The sequence below is a fragment of the Actinomadura bangladeshensis genome (assembly GCF_004348335.1).
Classification (GTDB): Bacteria; Actinomycetota; Actinomycetes; order Streptosporangiales; family Streptosporangiaceae; genus Spirillospora; species Spirillospora bangladeshensis.
Window position 1 is genome coordinate 17,357 of sequence record NZ_SMJW01000027.1, and the last position, 18,785, is coordinate 36,141.

The 18,785-nt window shown below is 69.3% G+C and carries 20 protein-coding genes; 9 read left to right on the top strand and 11 right to left on the bottom strand.

Going from position 1 to position 18,785, the window contains the following annotated elements; genetic code table 11:
- Nucleotides 1-3: 3 nt before the first annotated feature.
- Nucleotides 4-1,740: an amylo-alpha-1,6-glucosidase gene (locus tag E1284_RS07985; RefSeq protein ID WP_131938354.1), complete on the top strand. Its 1,737-nt coding sequence runs from the start codon at nucleotides 4-6 to the stop codon at nucleotides 1,738-1,740.
- Nucleotides 1,741-2,355: 615 nt separating this feature from the next.
- Here E1284_RS07985 and E1284_RS07990 read toward each other — a convergent pair.
- Nucleotides 2,356-2,751 carry a winged helix-turn-helix transcriptional regulator gene (locus tag E1284_RS07990; RefSeq protein WP_207923627.1) on the bottom strand — a complete coding sequence of 132 codons (396 nt, stop codon included), beginning with the start codon at nucleotides 2,749-2,751 and terminating at the stop codon, nucleotides 2,356-2,358.
- A 130-nt stretch (nucleotides 2,752-2,881) separates the two neighbouring features.
- Here E1284_RS07990 and E1284_RS07995 point away from each other — a divergent pair, with 130 nt between their 5' ends.
- Both E1284_RS07995 and E1284_RS08000 read left to right on the top strand, forming a co-directional pair.
- Entirely contained in the window at nucleotides 2,882-3,133 is a 252-nt protein-coding gene (locus E1284_RS07995) for a thioredoxin domain-containing protein (protein ID WP_131938356.1), read from the top strand.
- Between the two features lie 92 nt (nucleotides 3,134-3,225).
- The gene (locus tag E1284_RS08000; RefSeq protein WP_131938357.1) at nucleotides 3,226-3,915 is read left to right on the top strand and encodes an SDR family NAD(P)-dependent oxidoreductase; all 690 of its coding nucleotides are present in this window, start codon (nucleotides 3,226-3,228) and stop codon (nucleotides 3,913-3,915) included.
- A gap of 245 nt (nucleotides 3,916-4,160) precedes the next feature.
- Here the strand turns inward: E1284_RS08000 and E1284_RS08005 are convergent, their stop codons facing one another.
- Nucleotides 4,161-4,517, bottom strand: coding sequence for a hypothetical protein (locus E1284_RS08005; protein WP_207923628.1), 357 nt, complete (start codon nucleotides 4,515-4,517; stop codon nucleotides 4,161-4,163).
- Between the two features lie 90 nt (nucleotides 4,518-4,607).
- On the opposite strand from E1284_RS08005, the gene E1284_RS08010 reads away from it, so the two are divergent.
- Genes E1284_RS08010 through E1284_RS08020 form a run of 3 tightly spaced genes read left to right on the top strand, consistent with a single transcriptional unit; the run spans nucleotide 4,608 to nucleotide 7,569 of the window.
- Nucleotides 4,608-5,756, top strand: a complete 1,149-nt coding sequence (locus tag E1284_RS08010; RefSeq protein ID WP_243714333.1) for a tyrosine-type recombinase/integrase — start codon at nucleotides 4,608-4,610, stop codon at nucleotides 5,754-5,756.
- Complete coding sequence (locus E1284_RS08015; protein WP_131938358.1) at nucleotides 5,753-6,088, top strand: helix-turn-helix domain-containing protein; 336 nt, start codon at nucleotides 5,753-5,755, stop codon at nucleotides 6,086-6,088. The genes E1284_RS08010 and E1284_RS08015 overlap by 4 nt, the downstream gene beginning before the upstream one ends.
- Complete coding sequence (locus E1284_RS08020; RefSeq protein WP_131938359.1) at nucleotides 6,085-7,569, top strand: hypothetical protein; 1,485 nt, start codon at nucleotides 6,085-6,087, stop codon at nucleotides 7,567-7,569. The genes E1284_RS08015 and E1284_RS08020 overlap by 4 nt, the downstream gene beginning before the upstream one ends.
- 67 nt (nucleotides 7,570-7,636) lie before the next feature.
- Here E1284_RS08020 and E1284_RS08025 read toward each other — a convergent pair whose 3' ends face one another.
- The gene (locus tag E1284_RS08025) at nucleotides 7,637-8,020 is read right to left on the bottom strand and encodes a hypothetical protein (protein WP_165965170.1); all 384 of its coding nucleotides are present in this window, start codon (nucleotides 8,018-8,020) and stop codon (nucleotides 7,637-7,639) included.
- Between E1284_RS08025 and E1284_RS43975 the strand changes: the two genes are divergently transcribed.
- The 3 genes from E1284_RS43975 to E1284_RS08040 all read left to right on the top strand — a co-directional run bounded on the left by E1284_RS43975 (nucleotide 7,962) and on the right by E1284_RS08040 (nucleotide 10,400).
- Entirely contained in the window at nucleotides 7,962-9,002 is a 1,041-nt protein-coding gene (locus tag E1284_RS43975) for a protein kinase domain-containing protein (protein ID WP_424923476.1), read from the top strand. The genes E1284_RS08025 and E1284_RS43975 overlap by 59 nt on opposite strands.
- An 836-nt stretch (nucleotides 9,003-9,838) precedes the next feature.
- On the top strand, nucleotides 9,839-10,222 hold the full coding sequence (locus E1284_RS08035; RefSeq protein ID WP_131938362.1) for a hypothetical protein: 384 nt from the start codon (nucleotides 9,839-9,841) through the stop codon (nucleotides 10,220-10,222).
- Entirely contained in the window at nucleotides 10,194-10,400 is a 207-nt protein-coding gene (locus E1284_RS08040) for a hypothetical protein (RefSeq protein ID WP_131938363.1), read from the top strand. The genes E1284_RS08035 and E1284_RS08040 overlap by 29 nt, the downstream gene beginning before the upstream one ends.
- Here E1284_RS08040 and E1284_RS08045 read toward each other — a convergent pair.
- The 8 genes from E1284_RS08045 to E1284_RS08080 all read right to left on the bottom strand — a co-directional run bounded on the left by E1284_RS08045 (nucleotide 10,381) and on the right by E1284_RS08080 (nucleotide 18,782).
- Nucleotides 10,381-12,264 (bottom strand): FAD-dependent monooxygenase, encoded by a 1,884-nt coding sequence (locus E1284_RS08045; protein ID WP_131938364.1) that lies wholly within the window; start codon nucleotides 12,262-12,264, stop codon nucleotides 10,381-10,383. The genes E1284_RS08040 and E1284_RS08045 overlap by 20 nt on opposite strands.
- Nucleotides 12,265-12,271: 7 nt before the next feature.
- Nucleotides 12,272-13,018: a class II aldolase/adducin family protein gene (locus tag E1284_RS08050; protein WP_131938365.1), complete on the bottom strand. Its 747-nt coding sequence runs from the start codon at nucleotides 13,016-13,018 to the stop codon at nucleotides 12,272-12,274.
- Nucleotides 13,019-13,067: 49 nt separating this feature from the next.
- Nucleotides 13,068-13,352 (bottom strand): Dabb family protein, encoded by a 285-nt coding sequence (locus tag E1284_RS08055; protein ID WP_165965171.1) that lies wholly within the window; start codon nucleotides 13,350-13,352, stop codon nucleotides 13,068-13,070.
- Complete coding sequence (locus E1284_RS08060; protein ID WP_131938367.1) at nucleotides 13,349-14,881, bottom strand: aldehyde dehydrogenase family protein; 1,533 nt, start codon at nucleotides 14,879-14,881, stop codon at nucleotides 13,349-13,351. Before E1284_RS08060 ends, E1284_RS08055 begins: the two co-directional genes overlap by 4 nt.
- 11 nt (nucleotides 14,882-14,892) lie before the next feature.
- The gene (locus tag E1284_RS08065; protein ID WP_131938368.1) at nucleotides 14,893-15,879 is read right to left on the bottom strand and encodes a dihydrodipicolinate synthase family protein; all 987 of its coding nucleotides are present in this window, start codon (nucleotides 15,877-15,879) and stop codon (nucleotides 14,893-14,895) included.
- Between the two features lie 124 nt (nucleotides 15,880-16,003).
- Nucleotides 16,004-16,885 carry a VOC family protein gene (locus E1284_RS08070; RefSeq protein ID WP_131938369.1) on the bottom strand — a complete coding sequence of 294 codons (882 nt, stop codon included), beginning with the start codon at nucleotides 16,883-16,885 and terminating at the stop codon, nucleotides 16,004-16,006.
- A 104-nt stretch (nucleotides 16,886-16,989) separates the two neighbouring features.
- Nucleotides 16,990-17,841, bottom strand: coding sequence for an alpha/beta fold hydrolase (locus E1284_RS08075; RefSeq protein WP_131938370.1), 852 nt, complete (start codon nucleotides 17,839-17,841; stop codon nucleotides 16,990-16,992).
- Nucleotides 17,841-18,782, bottom strand: a complete 942-nt coding sequence (locus E1284_RS08080; RefSeq protein ID WP_131938371.1) for a VOC family protein — start codon at nucleotides 18,780-18,782, stop codon at nucleotides 17,841-17,843. The genes E1284_RS08075 and E1284_RS08080 overlap by 1 nt, the downstream gene beginning before the upstream one ends.
- Nucleotides 18,783-18,785 lie beyond the last annotated feature (3 nt).

Consider the following 18,785-nt stretch of genomic DNA (forward strand, 5'->3'; position numbering starts at 1 on the left):
TCCATGACGCCCGGACCCTCCTTCTCCGTCCAGGAAATCCCGTTCAGCACCTTCGGCTCCTGGCTTGCCCTCTCGCCCGTCACCGCGCTGGCCACCTACGCCGAAGACCTCCACCTGATCTCGCACCAGGGCGGGCTGAACCCGGTGCTGCGCCTCACCCCGATGGAGGACGGCGCCCGGGCCGCCACGGCGATCACCGCCACGCCCGGTCGGCTGGCCTGGGCGCATCCGTCCGGCACGATCGAGGCGGCGTTCGAGTCGCCGGACACGGTGCGGCTCCGCGGCTCCGGCCTCGCGCTGCGGCTGGACGCCGCGATCACCGAGCTGACCCCGTTCACCGGGACCTACTTCTACGACGCCGCCGGCGTCCACGTCTTCACCTCCTACGAGACCGGACGCCGCTACCGCGTGACGCTGATCGCGGGCGAGGCCGCCGCGCACGGCGCCCAGGCCCTCGGGGAGGCCGGACGCGGCCTGACGTTCGGTGCCGGCGGCGGGGACTGGGAGGCGGCGATCGAGGAGTACGGCACGGCCCGTCCGCCCTACTCCCCGTCCGCGCCGTTCGACGCCGTCGCCGCGGCGTCCCGGTCGGCCTTCGCGGCCTTCGCGGACGCCATCGCGCCCTGGCGCAACCCGGACACCCCCGCCGCCGACCTGGCCGCCTACGTCCTGTGGTCGGCCACCGTCCGGCCCGCCGGTTTCCTCGGACGTCCGGGCGTCCTGATGTCCAAGCACTGGATGAACAAGGTGTGGAGCTGGGACCACTGCTTCAACGCCCTCGCCCTGGCCGCCGGTGACCCCGGACTGGCCTGGGACCAGTACCAGATCCTGTTCGACCACCAGGACCCGTCCGGTGCCCTGCCCGACTCGGTGACGCATTCGGAGGTCCTCTTCAACTACGTCAAGCCGCCGATCCACGGCTGGGCGTTCGGCCACCTGCGCCGCCGCCTGCGGTTGGACCGTTCCGAGCTCGAACGCGTTTACGCCCAACTTGAGAAGTGGACGCAGTTCTGGCTCACCGCGCGCCGCGCCCAGGGCAGCCCGTTCCCGCACTACGAGCACGGCAACGACAGCGGCTGGGACAACGCGACGGCCTTCGACCCCGAGCGGGTCGTCGAGACCGCAGACCTGAGCGCGTTCCTGATCCTGCAGATGCGGGAGCTGGCGCGGCTCGGCGCCGAACTCGGCCGTCCCGCCGCCCACTGGACGGCCACCGCCGACGAGCTGCAGGCCGAGCTCTTCGCCCGCCTCTGGCAGGGCGACCGCTTCGCCACGCGGGGCGTCGGCTCCGGGGACACCTGGCACACCGACGGCCTGCTCGACCTGATGCCGATCGTCCTCGGCGCCGACCTCCCGCCGTCCGCCGCGGACGCCCTCGCCGACCGGATCTCCGCGCACCTCACCGAGTTCGGCCTGGCCACCGAACTGCCCGCGTCGCCGCACTACCGTTCCGACGGGTACTGGCGCGGCCCCATCTGGGCCCCCGCGACCGTCCTGATCGAGGACGGCCTGCGCCGCGCCGGCCGCACCGCGCTCGCCGACGAGATCAGCGCCCGCTTCCGCGCCCTGTGCGAACGCTCCGGCTTCGCCGAGAACTTCGACGCCCTCACCGGCGCGGGCCTCCGCGACCGCGCCTACACCTGGACGGCCAGCGCCTACCTCCTGCTGGCCGCCGCGCACGAAGCCCGCCGCACCGCCGGCCCGGAGGGACGCCGGCCCGCGGCGTCGGAACGCGCCTGACCGTTCCGATCGCGGGCACCGGCGGCCCGGCCGCCGCTCGGCCCTGTTTAGTGGTCAGGCTGCCGTTGGGCACGATGGGTGCTCCCCTATGCCCGGGTTTCTCCAAGAGGGCCCGAACCCGCGCAATCGACGCTCCACGGATAACCGCAACGACACGCGGGTGTCACGGTCGGCATCGCGAAGCGGCAGCGTGTCGGCAGCCCGTGGGGAGTGCCGGCGCGGACGATGACGGCGACCTCGCCCCCCAGCCAGCTCAAGTGCGCCGCCCTGGCGGACGGCGCGCACCGGCAGCCGCAGGGCCGGGGAGCCGCCCGCGCACAACCTACGGATTAAAAGTCCGACGTTCTGGTATCAGAGCAGTGCTTTCGGTGTCATTCAGACTCCGGCTGTGGGGCTGGCCCAGTGACGTGCAGCTTCGCACCGCCGAAAAGGTAATTCTCGGTGACGGAGGTGTTCCTTGGCCGTCGTGACGATGGGTAAGGAACATCGTCTCCAAGCTCCACGCCGGATCCAGAAGCGGGGGAGATAGGACGCTGAGCGCCGCTTGCTGAACTTCGCAGTGGAAAGCGGTGTGGCCCGGTCGCTGGAGGCGGTGGGCCTTGGCGGGCCCGCGACTCAGGACCGGGACGCGGAGGAGGCGGTGGTGCCGGCCCGGGAACGGTTGGCGCGGATCTCGTCGTGGTGGTCGGCCGCCCAATTGATCAGCTGCTTGACGATGTCGTTCAGGCCGCCGCCGAGCGGGGCGAGCGCGTACTCGACGCGCGGTGGCACCTCGGCGTAGGCGGTACGGCTGATCAACCCGTCCTTTGTGAGCTGGCGGAGGGTGTGGGTCAGCATGCGCTGGGAGATGCCCGGGATCTGGCGCTGCACGTCGGTGTAGCGCATCGGGCCGCCTTCCAGGACAGCGATGATCAACATGCTCCACTTGTCGCCCACCCGGTCGAGCACCTGGCGGATGAAGTCCATGTGCTCGGCGGGGATGCTCGCGCACGGTCCGACCGAAGCCGCCATCCCGACACCCGCGCTGTCCTGCATAGCGCCCGTTCCCCTCCGTCGCGCACACCGATGTGCCTTTTGTATCGCCTTCCGTACTGGCCCACAATGACGTTACGCACAAACAGTAGGAATAGGAGGTCAGGCCGTGAAGGCAGAGATCTGGGCTGAGATCGCCTGGCCCTGGTGCGGTCTGGGCGGCCATCGGCTGGCTCGGGCCGTGGAGTGCGTCGAGCACAGCGGCCGCATGGAGGTGGTCCACCGCTCGTTCCCTCTGGGCAGTGGCCTCCCCGAGGACCGCACGCTCAGCGTCCGCGAATTCGCGCTGGCCAAGTACGGCGCGGCGACCCGCGGCCCGGACGGCTGCGCGGTTCCCACCGACCAGGCCGCCCGCATCTGAGCCACACGTCCGATCTGCACAGCTGATCCACACGCCGACCGGGCATCGGGTCTCCGCATGTCCCGGCGGCCACGACACGAAAGAGGTCTCACGTGCCCACTCTCGCCATCGTCGGCGCCGGCCCGGGCATGGGCCTGGCCATCGCCCGCACCTTCGGCGGCCGCGGCTTCGACGTCGCCCTGATCGCCCGCACCAAGGAGAAGCTGGAAACGCTGGTCGACCAGCTCGGCCAGGAAGGCGTCACGGCCGCCGGGTTCCCCGCCGACATCCTCGACCCCGCCTCACTGACCGATGCCCTGGCCGCGGCCGAGGCCCGCTTCGGCGGCATCGACGTACTGGAGTATTCACCGGCCCCCCACTCTCCGGTGCCCGGTCTCACCCTGGCCGCTCCCTCGCAGGTCACGGTCGACAATCTGCAGCCGATGATCGAGTACGGCTTCTACGGCGCCGTGACGGCCGTCCAGGCGGTACTGCCCGCGATGCGCGAGAAGGGCGCCGGGACCCTGCTGTTCACCACCGGTGGCGGTTCGGTGGACCCGGTGCCGATGCTCGGCAACGCCAACGCGGCCCAGGCGGCTCTGCGCAACTGGGTGATCAACCTGAACAAGGAACTGGCCGGCACCGGCGTGTACGCCGGGCACGTGGCGATCAACGTCTGGATCGGCGCGGGCGTCGTGGCCGCCCCGGAAGCCGGCCCGACCGCCACGCCCGAGCAGATCGCCCCCCTGTACTGGGACCTGCACGAAAACCGCGACCGCTCCGAGGCCGTCTTCAACGCCTGACCGGCCGTACTTGCGCTCCAGCGCCCGCCCCAAAGATCAGACCGTTACCCGATCCAATCGCCGACCACCCATTTTCAGCACGAACACCTAGCTCACGCGCATCGGAACGAGTTTCCGCGCTAGCCCGACCCGGCGGGTCCGGCTTAGCGCGGATTTTCGTTCCGATGCTGGAAGTAGTTGCTATTGCGGCTGATGGAATCTGCGATCATCCGACACGTCGCTTATCCAGGGGGGCCGGATCGGGATCAAGCCGTGGAGTCTGTCTCGCGTTCGGCGAGGTACTCGTCGAGGAGGTTAAAGAGGACGTCGATGACGCGTTCTTCCTGTTCTGGAGGTAGGTCCCAGTGTTCCCAGCCGTCGGGGAGAGCGATGTGGCGCACGTGTCCTGACCAGCCGTGATTGCAGGTCTCGCCGCGGCGGGCGATGAGCCATTCCGTCCACCCCTGCAGGCCGGGCCCGCCATGGCGGATGGCGTGCTGGTCGTAGCCGGTCAGGAATGCCTCCAGGCCCGCAAGCCGGCCGCCGACCACGAACATCCCCGGTCGGCGTCTGACGTTGGCGAAGTACTCGCGCTCGCTCATCTCGGTCAGATCCTTGATCACCGATCTATGCTCCCACCTGCACACTTGCCAGACGATTACTTCGGATGAAATAACCTTTCGTCTGATGTAATCGGTGGAGGGTGGCGGAGCGTGAGCCATGACGGGACGGCGCCGGGTGCGGCGGGCCTGCATCTGGTCGGTGGGGCGGTGCTGTTGCGTCCCGAGGAACAGGTCGCCGCAGCGATGCTGGAGGGATGGCGCAATCAGCAGCTCGCCCGCAACCTCGCATTCTCCACGATCGAGGGACGGGAGAACGCGGTGAAGGCGTTCTCCCGTCACGCCGACGCGTTCCCGTGGAACTGGACGCCGCAGATGGTGGACGAGTGGCTGGGTGATCTGCGGGCCGTCCGGCACCTGCGGCACTCAACGCTGCGCAACTACGCCGAGGCCGTCCGCTCGTTCTGTGCCTTCCTCACCGACCCCGCCTACGGCTGGGCCGGCGAGTGCCAGCGCCGGTTCGGCACCCACCCGATCCAGGTCTGCCACGAGTGGAACACCGCCGTCCACCTGCAAGAAAACGAAGCTGATCCCGCCAAGCGCGCCTTCACCCGCGATGAGCTGCAAGCCTTCTTCGACCACGCCGATGATCAGATCCACCGGGTCAGCGGCGCCGGCCGCAAGGGCTGGCTCCCGGCGTTCCGGGACGCCACCTTGTTCAAGACCGCCTACGCCTACGGGCTGCGCCGCCGCGAAACCCGGATGCTGGACGTGGTCGACTTCGGCCCCAACCCGCACGCCCACGTTTTCGGCGACTTCGGCGTCTGCTACGTCCGCTGGGGCAAGGCGATGAAGGGCTCGCCACCCAAACGACGCAGTGTCCTGACCGTTGGCCCGCGCGACGGGATCGGCGGGATGGACTGGATCATCGACAACCTCGACCAATGGGTCACCGAAGCCCGGCCGGGATTCACCCATGCGGCGACCTCGACGGCTCTTTGGCCATCCGAACGCAGCCCCCGGATCGGGTTCTCCCAGATCAACACCCGCTTCGCCGCCTACCGCGACGCGCTCGGCCTCGATTCTGGCCTGGACTTCCATTCCTTCCGCCGCTCCTACGTCACCCACCTCATCGAGGACGGCTGGGACCCTAGATTCGTCCAGGAGCAGGTCGGCCACGAGCACGCGAGCACCACCTCCCTCTACACCTGCGTGTCCTCGGACTTCCGCACCCGAACCCTGCGCCAAGCGATGGAATCGACCGTGAACGCCGCCCTCAGCACCAGAAGGACGAACCGATGAAACGCCAGGTCAGCTACCAATGGCGGCTGCGAGAGACGATGGCCGCCCACGGCATGTTCACCGCCACCGACCTCGCCCAGCCACTCGCCGACCGCGGCATCACCCTGTCCTCGGTCCAGACCTGGCGGCTGGTCACCCACACGCCCGAACGGCTCTCCCTGGCGATCCTCGCCGCGCTCTGCGACATCTTCGACTGCACCCCCTCCGACCTGATCGCCACCAAGGCGGAGAACGCGGCGCCCCGCCGGACCGCCACCGGCGAGACCAGCGGCACCTCAGCGCAGATCGCCCCGATCAGGCCCAAGCGAGCCCGGATCCGCCCCGACCAGTGAGCTCCACCCGCCGCCTCGCCCGAGAACGCTACGAACGCCACCACATCCGCGACTGCGCCCGCTGCGGCCGAAGAGCCGCCAAGGCCGCGAACTGGTCTGACGGGCCGATCTGCAGGACCTGCCTGCACCGGGCCGAGAACACCTACGGCACCTGCCCGAGCTGCGGAACCGACCGGCTCCTGCCCGGCCGCGACAGCCACGGCGCCGAGATCTACCGGGACTGCGCACGCATCACGCGTGACTTCTTCTGCTCCCGCTGCGGATTCGAGGGCCAGCTCTATTCAGGTCGGCTCTGCACCCGATGCACCCTGACCGACCTGGTCCACGCCGTCTTCGACGACGGAACCGGCGCGATCACCCCGGCGCTCCGGATACTCGCCGACCGGCTGATCGCCTCACCCAACCCCAAATCGACCTGGACCTGGCTGCGACGCTCCCACGTTCGCGGCCTCATCAGCGACCTCGCGCGCGGAACTACCCCGCTCACCCACGAGGCACTCCACCAACTCCCGAACTGGAGAACCGTCGCTCACCTGCGCGACCTGCTCATGGCCAGCGGGGCACTGCCCATGATCGACAAGCAGCTCCTTCATCACGAGACCTGGCTCGCTCACCGACTCGCCGAACTCCACGACGACCCTCACCAACGACTGCTGCGCGCCTTCGCCACCTGGCACCAGCTACCCCGCATGCGCGCCCGCGCCGCGATCAAGCCACTCACACCCGGCTCCCGCAACTTCGCCGGCGAACAGCTCAAGGCGGCCCACGGGTTCCTGACCTGGCTCGACACCTCAGGCCAGACCCTGGCCTCCTGCACACAAGCCCTGCTCGACGCCTGGCACGCCACTCATCCACAGCACCAGCACAACACGCTTCGGGTCTTCCTGCGCTGGGCCATGCACGACGGCCACATGCCCAAGCTGCGGGTTCCGACCCCGACGGTCGCCAAGGCAGCACCTATGTCTCAACGCCGCCGCCTTCAACTCCTCCGGCGAGCTCTCACCGACGAGCGCCTAGCCTTGCCCACCCGGGTCGCGGCCTGTCTCACGCTCCTCTACGCCCAGCCCATCACCCGGATCGTTCGTCTCACCCTCGACGACCTCACCCACCAAGACGGCGAACTACACCTCCGCCTCGGCAACCCACCAACCCCGGTGCCCGAACCCTTCGCCACCCTCCTGCTCAAGCTGGCCGACGACCGACCCCACCTCAACACCGCGACCAACACCGGCACTCGGTGGCTGTTCCCCGGCCGCCGCGCGGGTCAACCCGCCAACCCCAGCGGCATCCGCGAGCACCTACGCCGCGCAGGCTTCCTCACCGGCGCCGCCCGGCCAGCAGCCCTCCGCCAGCTCGTTCTCCAGACCCCGGCCCCCGTCATCGCCAAATCCCTCGGCTGCCACCACGTCACCACGACACGAGTCGCCGCCGACGCCGGCGGAACGTGGAACCACTACGCCCCCGACGACCACTCCAAGTGACCACCTCTGAGACCGCCGCTTCGAATACAGATCACTTGATCAACGACTCCTGCCAGTATCAACCTTGTCACGTGGTTTGGTTGCGCTCGTAGGCGTCGCGCAGGTAGTCGTACACCGCCCGCTCGGGGATGCGGCACGTGCGGCGCAGCGGGTCGCCTCGTTCTGCACCGCCCGGATCATCCAGGTACGCCTGGAACCGCCGCAGCCTTACATCGTCAGCGAGTACATCGACGGGCAGAGCCTGCAGGCCGCCGTCACCGGCACCGGCGAGCGGGCACCGCGCCTGTTCGCCGCGGACGATCTGCACCGCCTCGGAGTCGGGATCGCCACCGCGCTGACGGCCATCCACCAGGCCAAGGTGGTGCACCGCGACCCTCAAGCCCGGCAACGTGATGCTGGGCCCGGACGGTCCCCGGCTGATCGATTTCGGGATCGCGCGAGTGCTGGACACCGGCTCGGCCTCCCAGGGCGGCGGGCTGGTCGGGACGCTCCGGTACATGCCCCCAGAGGTGTACGCAGGGCAGCGGGCCGGCGCCGAGGCGGACGTGTTCGCCTGGGGCGCGATCATGGTCTTCGCCGCCACCGGCACGCGCCCGTCGGCGCGGTCGATCCTGGCGGCGCTGACCGGCGACCCCCGCAAGGAGGCCGCCGGTTCGCAGGACCTGGTGGCCGCCGGGGCCGCACAGGCCGGGCCGTACACCGGATGGGAGCCGTGCGACCCGGCGCTGGGCAAGGTCGTCGAGAACGCCTACACCGTCCTGCCCCTGGAGGAGCAGAACCTGGTCCCGATGTGGTGCCTGGGACCACCCGGCGCCGGGGCCGTGCTCCGGCCCGGCGTCAACGGCCGGCGGCGAGTCATACCAGGGCGGGCCTGGTGCGGCGCCGGTCGACCGCCCCGCGCCCCGAAGCGGCGTGGCCCCGCACCCGGGCTCGGCCTGTGCGGCCTTGCCCCCATCAGAATGGGGGAGGACGCGGGAGTGTTGGGCTTGGCCTGCGTGTACCGCGGGCCCCAGAGCGGCCTCATCCCGGCCCCAGGCGTGATCACCGGTGGGCTGTCAGAGCCGTGTTTGCCCTGGTCAGGGGTGGTGGGTCGCGTGGGACTCGAACCCACAACCTACGGATTAAAAGTCGGCTGCTCTCGTATCAGAACAGTGCTCTCAGTCTCAGACTGTGCCGCTTCGTCCACGTCCAGCACCATCCCCGTGCCGCCACCTTCCACTCGGTGCCAGTCCGTTTCGGAACCGCCGAGCAGACAACGAGCGAACATGGACGGCCACCGAACACGCCTGACAACCATGGGAGTTCGTGTCCGTGAGGGGAGTCGCCCAGAAAACCCACACCAGATCACCGTTGCCGGCGCATGGACACTGCGGGCTCTAGCAGGACTCTTGAACTGCCGGGGCTTTGTTGTCGGCCATGGTGCCGAACTGTAGGTGGTGCCGTTGCCTTCTCGGGCTGAACTGCCCTGTCGTGTCTGTGTCGGTGGTTAGGGGGTGGTCATGTTCCGCCCGTACGGTCAGAATGATTTGTTGCTGGCGATGATGGAGACCCTGGTCAGGGACGGTGACTGGGCGCCGGTCCAGGCAGCGTTCGAGTCGACCAAAGGGGACTTCACCGCGAAGTTCGTCGTTGCTTTAGAGGCGCGGTTCGCGCAGTTGGTACCCCCAGAGGTGTTCATCGACGTCCCTGAGCGTCCGGAGGAGCTTCGCAAAGCTGATCTGGACGCTTTGGTGCGACCGGTGGCTGAAGGCTTCCTTCGCTCGTACCCGTCAAAGGACGAATTGGTGAGCCAGGCCCACCAGATCCGGCGAAGGCAAGACCGCCGGCCTCCCTGGATTCCGCGCCTGGACATGGACGGCAACCGCATACCGATGCCCAAGACCGAAGAGTCTTCTGGCCGGACGCACCCCGCGCGTCCTCTGACGATCACGGCTCTGTCTGAACTCGGTGAGGTGCCGGTCCTGTTGCCCGCCGAGGACTGGGAGCGGCCGGAGTTGGCCATGATGCCTGGTGGGATCGGGGAGTGGGGGGCGGCCCTGCACGCGGTGCTGGGCCTCACTCATGAGCGCGGACCTGCCACGACCGTCCGCTTGGGGACGCTTACTCTAACGAGGCCCTGGTTCCGGAAGGCACGCGGTGGTGGCCGAGGGGGCGGATCCGCCGCTGTCCGCCGCGGCGGATCCGGGCGTGGCGAGCGAGTTGCGGGGCGCTGCATGCGGTCGAGGGCTTGGTCGGTGTCCCCAGCCCGCTGCACAGTTACCTGCTGTGCGTGACTCGGGCGTCCGACGGCACGGACACCGTCGACACCGTTCACCGTGTGCACCTGTCGTGCCCGGGCGAGTACTGGTGCCACGGTGGCGGCTGCCCCGACGCCGGTTCCCTGGACGTTGCACCGCTGCTGGAGCCGGTCATCGCCGCCGGGGACACGGCAGCTGTGGCCGACGCGAGCGAAGGCTGGGCCGAGGAAGCCTTCCAACGACTGTACGGCACCAGCGAAATGGACGAGTACACCGACGAGGTTCTAGACCAGGTGGCTGTGAGGCTGTCGGCTTTCGGCTGGGTCGAACTGAACCGAGCGACGTGGGAAGGCGGCGTGGAGGACTTGCTCTGCGCCGGAGGAAACAATGGCCGACGAGGGTGCTCTCACAGGTGACGAGGGGCAAGAGGTCATCGACACCAGCGAGGCCAGCCAAGAACAGTGGGGCACGAGCCTCCTGACCGCAGCGGAAGACTTCCTGCGCGGGCGTATCGACGCACTGGGGCAGTTGACCGATCCCGTCCAGAGCGCCCTGCTCGGGCTGCACCGGGGGCTCACCTGCGCAGCCGTGTGAAGAAGTCGGCCAGTTCGCCGGTCGCCGCCAGAGGCATGACATGCGCGACATACTGATCTGGTCGCACGAGGACAACGGCACCACCACGGTCGATCGTGCGCGCTTCGAAGATGTCGTCCTCCGGCATCGTGGCGTGGACCCGCTCGAGGTCGGCCAGGGCGAACGGACCGACCCTCGGCTTGAAGACCTCGGGCACCTGGGAGAGTTCGATCGCGTGGTGGTCTTGCTGGTAGACGACCTCAAGGTCGAACCAGTCGTGGGGCCTGACGCCTTCCGGAAGCCCGGTGAGCGGCGAGTCGGAGGACGTGGTGAGCCATTCCGCGAGTTCGGCGACTGCGGAGCCGTCACCGCCGGGTGCCGCCTCGTCCGCGAACACGTAGATCCTCCAGCGCCCGTCGGCCGTCGCTTGATGCCCCAGATGTACGGGATTGGTGTCGGCCACGCGTCGTACCCTCGCGGAGGCGAAGCGCTGCCCGATCGGGAAGCCCTTGGCCAGGTCACGGTGCATCGGGCGGCCGACGATCATCGATGGGGCGTATTCCGTCCGGAATCCGGTGCGGAACTCCTCCGTGGACTTGAAGTACTCCGGCAACTCCGCGGCGTCGGCGAACTCGTCGGCCTTCTTGGCCATCATCGACGACCACGCCTTGTCGAAGTCGATCAGGTTCTTCGCGATGACCTTGCGTTCCGCGCCGTACGTGGTGAGCAGCGCCTCCGGCGCCCGTCCGTCCAGGACGTGGCCCAGCTTCCAGCCGAGGTTGAATCCGTCCTGCAGGGAGACGTTCATTCCCTGGCCGCCCTTGGCGCTGTGCGTGTGGCAGGCGTCGCCCAGGATGAACACGTGCGGCAGACGATCGCCGGTCTCCGTCGGCGGCACGTCGTCGAACTGATCGGCGAGCCGGTGTCCGACCTCGTAGACGCTGAACCAGGCCACCTTCTTCACGTCCAGCGAGTACGGATGCAGGATCGCGGCGGCCTTCGCTATGACGGCCTCCACCGGCGTACCGCGCACCTTTCCCGCGTCGTCGGCGGGGACCTCACCCAGGTCGACGTATAGGCGGAACAGGAACCCGCCTTCGCGGGGAATGACCATCATGTTGCCGCCGCTGCTCGACTGGATGGTCGACAGCAGGCGGATGTCGGGGAAGTCGGTGTCAGCCAGGATGTCGAGAACGCCCCACGCATGGTTCGCGCTGTGGCCCTCGAACTGGCAGCCGATCATCTGGCGCACCCTGCTGTGCGCGCCGTCGGCCCCGACGAGGTACTTCGCACGGACCTGGAATTCCTTGCCGGCGGTCTCTCCCACGGAGTAGGCCAGGGTGGCGAGCACCGGGTGCTCGATTCCGGGGAGGACCTGGTGGCTCACGTACTCCACGCCGAAGTCCGGGCGCATCCTGGTCGGCGAGTTCGCCATGAACTCGGCGAAGTAGTCGAGTACGCGCGCCTGGTTGACGAGGATGTGCGGGAACTCGCTCAGACCTTTGGGGTCGTCGGGCGACCGGCCGACCCTGGCGATGTGCGTGGGATCGTCCGGGTCCGGCTGCCAGAAGGCGAACTCGGTGACGTGGTGCGCCTCGGCGGCCAGCCGGTCCGCGAAGCCGAACGCTTGGAAGGTCTCGACACTCCGCGCCTGGAGCCCGTCGGCATGACCGGTCTGCAGGCGCCCCGCACGGCGCTCGATGATACGCGTGCTGATCCGGGGGAACTGCGAGAGCTGGGCCGCAGTGATCATTCCGGCCGGTCCGGTGCCCACGATGAGAACGTCGACCTCGTCGGGGAGGCCGTCGGGACGGTTCAGCCCGACACCGGCGGCAGGCTGAACGCGGGGATCGCCCGAGACGTATCCGAAGTGATGGAACTGCATGCCGGGCTCACTCCTGCCCGGTGCCGGGCGCCTGGTCCTCTGCCGGGATGCCAGGGCGCGCCTGCTCGCACCAGACGTCCCACGCTCGGACGGCCTGGCCGCTGATGGTCGCGTTCGCCGCCGCCGCTTCGCCGGCCGAGAGGTACCGCGGGTTCCCGAGAGCGAGCGCCGTGGCCTGGGCATGCGCGTTGGCCTCGGTGTAGACCGCCCGGTAGACGACCTCCTGCAGCGAACCGCCGACGGCGACCGAGCCATGGCCGCGCATCAGCGCGACGGCCGCGTCCCCGAGCGTCCTGGCGAGTGCGGCACCGAGCGACGGCGAGGTGATGAGCAGGTCGCTGGCGTCTCCGGCGACGTCGCTGATCTCGAAGACCGGTGTCGTCCGTCCCCCGAGGAACCCGGCCATGTGGAGGACCGGCCGCAATCCGGTGTCGATGACGCTGAACGGCACGACCGAGGGCGAGTGGCTGTGCACGACCGCCATGACGTCCGGACGGCGGCGGTAGATCTCGGCGTGGATGAAGCGTTCCAGGTAGGGGCGGCGCGGGTCGTCGGTGCGCCCGTCCAGATCGTGCTCGAGCAGGTCGGACGCGGTCACCGACCCCGGAGCCAGGTTCCGTGACAGCCAGAAGGTGTCGGCGTGCGGGGCGGTCCGCACACTGACGTGCCCGAAGGCGTCGAGGACGCCCTGGCGGACAAGGATGCGGTTCGCGGCGACCAGGTCCGTTGCTTGTGCCGCTGTGAGCGTGGTCATGAGGTCGGTACTCCGGGTGGTTCGTTGCGTGCGGTCATGAGCTGTGCGGTCATGAGCTGAGGAACACCACGCCGGCGCGTTCGGCCATGATGGGCTGGATGAGCTCGCGCACCACCTGCTGGTGGGCAGGGTGGTCACGGAACTCGAGATAGCCGGCCTCGTCGTCGAACTCGGTCAGCGAGGAGAACTCGAAGTTGTCCGCCCGGATCCGCAGGTCCCTGCCCATCCGCATCGACCGGATGGTGCCGATCTGGTTCCGCAGGGCCAGGAGGCCGTCGGCCATCCGCTGAATCTGCTCGTCTGTGGTGCCCTCGTGGAAACGCAGGGAGATCACGTGGTGGAGCATTGTCGACCTCTGCGCGGGATGCTGACGGTCTTGGACTGTGTGAAGGAGAAGATCTCCTCGAGGCTCTCCTCCTTGCCGAGGCCCGAGGCCTTGACACCGCCGAAGGGCAGTCCGGGGAAGTGACGCGAGGAGTCGTTGATCCACACGTATCCGGCCCGCAGATCCTCGGCGAACCGGTGCGCCCGGTCGACGTCCTGGGTCCACACGCTGGCGGTCAGGCCGTAGCGGACGCCGTTGGCCATCTCGACCGCCTCGTCGTCGGTGTCGAAGGTGAGCACCGAGAGCACTGGACCGAAGATCTCCTCTTGCGCGATCGTCATGGCGGGCGTGACGCCGGAGAACACGGTGGGCGCGATGAACAGGCCTTCGGGCAGGTGAGCGGGGCGGCCACCACCGATGGCGACGACGGCTCCCTCCTCACGGCCGATGCCGATGTAGCGGCTGACCCGCTCGAAGTGCTCGCGGGAGACGAGTGCGCCCATCTGGGTGGACTCGGAGACCGGCACGCCGACCTTGATCTGCTCGACGAGCTCGACGACGCGCGCCACTATCTGGTCGGCGATCGACCGGTGCACCAGGAGCCGCGAATTCGATCCGCAGGACTCGCCCTGGGTGGCGGTGAAGTTCATGCCGAACACGGCGCCCTGGGCGGCCGCCTCGATGTCGGCGTCCTCCAGCACCACCATGGCGTTCTTGCCGCCGAGCTCCAGGCTCACGTGCTTGACGCCCACCCCCGCGGCGACCCGCTGGATGTCCCGCCCGGTGCGCTCGCTGCCGATGAACGCGATCCGCTCGATCTCCGGGTGGGCGGCGATCGCCACGCCCGGGGCCGGGCCGGCGCCGTTGACGATGTTGACCACGCCGGGAGGCAGCACCTCCGCGATCAGCTCGCCGAGCCGAATCGCCGACAGCGGTGCCTGCGGCGGCGGCTTGAGGATGACGGCGTTGCCCGCCATCAGCGGCGCGCCCAGCTTTCCCGCCCCGAAGAAGATCGGGTGGTTGAACGGGATGATCCGGCCGACGACCCCGTAGGGCTCGGGCCGCGAGTAGTGGAGACCGGTCCCGGCGCCCGGGTAGGTCTCGCCCTTGATCATCAACGCCCAGTCGGCGAACATCTCGAGATGGTCGGCCGCCCACAGCGCGTCCTTGCGCATCGCGGTGACCGAGCTGCCGCCGTCGAGGGCGTCGAGCAGGCCGAGTTCGTCGGCATTGGCCCTGATGTGCGCGGCAAGCTCGCGGAGTGCCGAGGCCCGCCCCTGGGGCGAGTAGCGGCGCCAGCTCTCAAAGCCGCGCCGGCCCGACCGTACGGCGGCTTCGACGTCTGCCTCACCGCCGTCGGCGACCTCCGCCAGAGGGAGCTCGGTGGCCGGGTCGAACGTGGTGAAAGTCGCTCCGCTCGCGGCCGGGAGCAGCTCGTTGTCGATGAGCAGACCCCAATCGCGGGAGCGGATCGCCGCGAGCGTCGCCCGGTGCGGCGCGTACTCGTCCGAGTAGGGCGTCGTGGCAGGGGTTGACATGGGCTTCCTCGTCACTTCTGGGTGTTCGTCCCGACCCCGGTGAGCCGCGCGCGCAGCTCACGCCAGCGCTCTGCGCACTGGGCGGACGCGGCGGCGTACTCCTCCGGCAGGTGGTGGTACGGGGACCGGGCCGGGCCGGGCCGGCAGTAGCCGGCGGCGGCGATGCGGGCCTTCTCGATCTGAGTGTTGTAGGAGGCGAAGACCTCCTGGTCGGCGAAGAGGTGCGCCAGCGGCTCGTTGGCCCACGCGATGTCGGCCGCCGCCTTGCCGGCGGCCTCCGCGTCGCCACGCGCCAGCGCGTCCATCAGGGCGATCGAGGGCTCGGGTCCCATCGCCGCGGCGGTGGCCCAACAGGCGGTGGTGGTTTTGGGCGCACGTGCGGCGAAGTCGTGCACGACCATGTCGCTCGGGACGAAGTTCACCTTCTCCCCCGTGGCCTCCAGCATGCGGTCCAGGTGCGGCGCCCGGGACACCTTCGCCGAGGTGACGGTGGGCGCCTCGGCGGACACCCCCTGCCAGAACTCGACGGGGAAGGTGTAGCGGAAGGCACGGGCGTTGGCGTAGACCATGAGCGCGAGATCGGGGAACGCCTCGCTCGCCTGGGCGAAGTAGTCCACCGCCATCTCGGTGGTCAGCGGCTGCCAGATGGGGAGGCCGAGGAGGGCGCCCGTGGCGCCGGAGCCCGCCACCTTCCGCAGCCGACGGGCCGTGCCATGGCCGCCCGCACCGGTCGCGCCCACGAACGTGGGCACCCGGCCGGCGACCGCCTCGACGACCGTGTCGACGACGACGTCGAAGTCCTCCTCGCTCAGGGCCGGGCACTCGCCCGTCGTGCCCACGGCGATGATCCCGGAGGCTCCGTCGCGCACGAGCTGGTCGACGACCCGGGCCGTTTCGTCGACATCGACGGTGTTCCGGGCGTCGAGCCGCTCGGCGCCGGGCAGCGCCGGGGTCGGGATGATGCCGTACATTCCGGTGATCTCCGCCGCGGTGATCACGGTCGGGCTCCCTGCCCGGCGGCCGGACGGGCCGTCTGCTGCTTCGTCAACATCGACACTCCTTCTCACACGCCCTGAGGCGTGTTTCGCACCTGTTCTTTCGGTCGCTCACAGAGCGACCAGGTCACTTCGTGAAGTTCGGTGGCGGCGGGCCGGCGTACCCCCAGGTGTCGCCCTTCCACTCCTCGCCCCAGAACCTCGCCTCAAGCGGGCCTTCCATCTCCTCCTCGACCTGCTCGAGCTCGGCGTAGTACTCGATGAACACGCCTGCCGGGTCGGCGTAGTAGGTGAAGATGTTGCGGCCGGGCCCGTGACGCCCGGGACCCCACACGCAGGCCGTTCCCTCACGGGTGAGCGCGCCGAGTGCCGTCATGACGCTGTCCATCTCGACGACGTCGAAGGCGATGTGCTGAACGCCGGTGCGCTCGGAGTCGCAGACGGCGAGGCTGTGGTGATCGCGGTTGCAGCGCATGAACGACATGCCGCGCGCGGTCCGGTCACTCACCTTCAGCCCGAGCGCCGCGTAGAAGCGCTCCAGTACTGCTCGCTGGGGGGAGTTGAGGACCACGTGGCCGAGCTTGCGGGGCGCGACGATCCGCGCCCGGTGGCTCTCCTCGGTGAACTCCGCCCCGTACAGCAACTGCACCACATTGCCGTCCGGGTCGCGGACGGCCGCACCGGCCTGGTGGCCGGGTCCGACGGCCTCCCCGGGCTCACGCTCGACCCGGCCGCCCGCGGCCACGGCCGCCTCGACGGCCCCGTCGAGGTCGGCACGGGTCGCGACGTCGAAGGAGATATGCACGAGCTCGCCCCGTTCCGCCCCGGCGGGCGCCTGTTCCAGGGAGAGGCCGTGGTGCGGGGACGTCAGCGTGCGGAAGTACCGACGCCGGGAGTCGCCGTCGCCGTTGACGAGGGCCAAGCCCCAGCGATCGACGTAGAAGTCCTCCGTCCGGTCAAGGTCGGGCACCGCTAGGGCGATGTTGTTGAGGGTCTGCACACGGACCATGGGAAGCCTCCGGTTCGGGCTCTGCGGAAAGGCGCACGGCGGTGGCCGGGAGACCTTCCTTCACAGGCGGCCCCGGGGGACTCGGGGCCCGCCTCTGGGCCCCTTCAGTGATTGCGGACGAAGTCAGCCACGAGCCGGTTGAACTCGTCGGCGTGCTCGAGCTGGGCCCAGTGGCCGCAGCGGTTGATGATGTGTGCCCGCGAGTCGGGGATGCTTGCCGCCAGCAGGAGCGCGGTCTCGAAGGAGACGACCCGGTCGTCGCGGCCGTGGATCAGCAGCGCCGGCGCCGAGATCTCCGGGAGCCGCCCGGGGTCGGCCCAGATCGTGATCGGCGCCTTGGGCGCGTGCTTGGCGACGTTCGCGAGATGCTCCGGGCGCTTGGCCACGGCGGCCGAGCGCTGCTCGGACAGCTCGGGGGTGGCGAACCGCTCCTTGTCGTAGACCATGATCTCGACCAGCCGCATCATCTGCTCGGGGCTGGGGTCGGCGTAGGTCCTGGCCATGACCTTGAGCCCCTCGGTCGGGCCGCCGCCGGCACCGAAAAGGATGGGCTTCATCTGGATCGGGGCGCCCATGGTGATCAGGTGCGACACGCGCTCGGGCCGCTCGATCGCCATCCGCAGCGACGCATGGCCGCCCATCGAGTTGCCGACGAAGGCGGCCTTGTCGATGCCGAGCGCGTCGAGGAGCTCGCAGATCACCTCGACGTGGTCGTAGGTCGCGAAGTCGGCCTCGTCGGACTGGCCCCAGCCCGGGAGGTCGGGGGCGATCACCCGGAAGCCGGCCGCGGCGATGGGCTCGATGTTCGGGTTGTAGTTGCTCCAGCCGGTGGCGCCGGGACCGCCGCCATGCAGCAGGAGGACGGGGTGACCGTCGGCCGGGCCGGCCTGGTTGTAGTGGATGTTCCAGCTCTTGGTCCGGACGTCCCTGGCGACGTCCGCTTCGGTGAGAGCCATCAGCGGGCACCTTCCGGGGGCATGTTGGTGAAGGGGGCTTGGCCGAGCAGGCCGTGAACCATCTCCGGCGGACGGTGGCCCCAGCTGCTGAGCTTGCCGAGGGTCTCGACCTGCCAGGTCTCGTCGTCGATGAGCAGCCCGCCCCAGCCGTACTCGACGGAGAAACCGGAGGGGGTACGGACGTAGAAGCTGAACATGCGGTCGTTCGGGTGCATCCCGAGCGTCATCTCGAACGGCTGCTTGGCGTCCATGCACCGGTCGTAGGCCATGCCCACGTCGCGGATGTCGCTGACCTCGACCATGAAGTGGTGCATCTTCTTCGGGTGCGGCATGTTGCCGAAGGCCACGGAGTGGTGGCGCGGGTTGCAGTGCAGGAAGACGACGTCGGCGACGATCCCGGGAGCGACCTCTTCGACGATGAAGTCGCTGATCCTGAAGCCGAGGATGTCCATGTAGAAGGCGAGGTACTCCTCGCGGCCGACGCCCTTGGACACCAGCACCTCGTGGCCCGCGCCGCCGGAACCGGTGACGAACTTGCCGAGCAGGGCGTCCGATTGGAAGGGAGTCTCGGCGTCGGCGAAGCCGGTGACCAGCTCGAGCCGGTTGCCGAGGGGGTCGGCGGTGATCACGATGCGGTCGACCTGCCGGGCGGTGGCGAGGGCGGAGCCGCCCTCGGTGACCTCGACGCCGGCGCCGCGCAGCTTCTCCACGATCCGGTCGAGCGAGCCGCCGCTCTCCACCGCGTAGCCGGTGGCGGCCAGGTCGTCGGCCGGCCCCTCGGTGCAGAGCCAGCGATACGCCTTCTCGTCGGTGCGGAAGCTGATCGAGCCGGCGTCCTTGTGGCCGACCTGCATCCCCAGCAGGTCCGCGGCGAAGTGCTCCCAGCCGGCGAGGTCGCTGACCTCGTACACGACGTAGGCGAGCTCCTTGACTCCAGACATCTG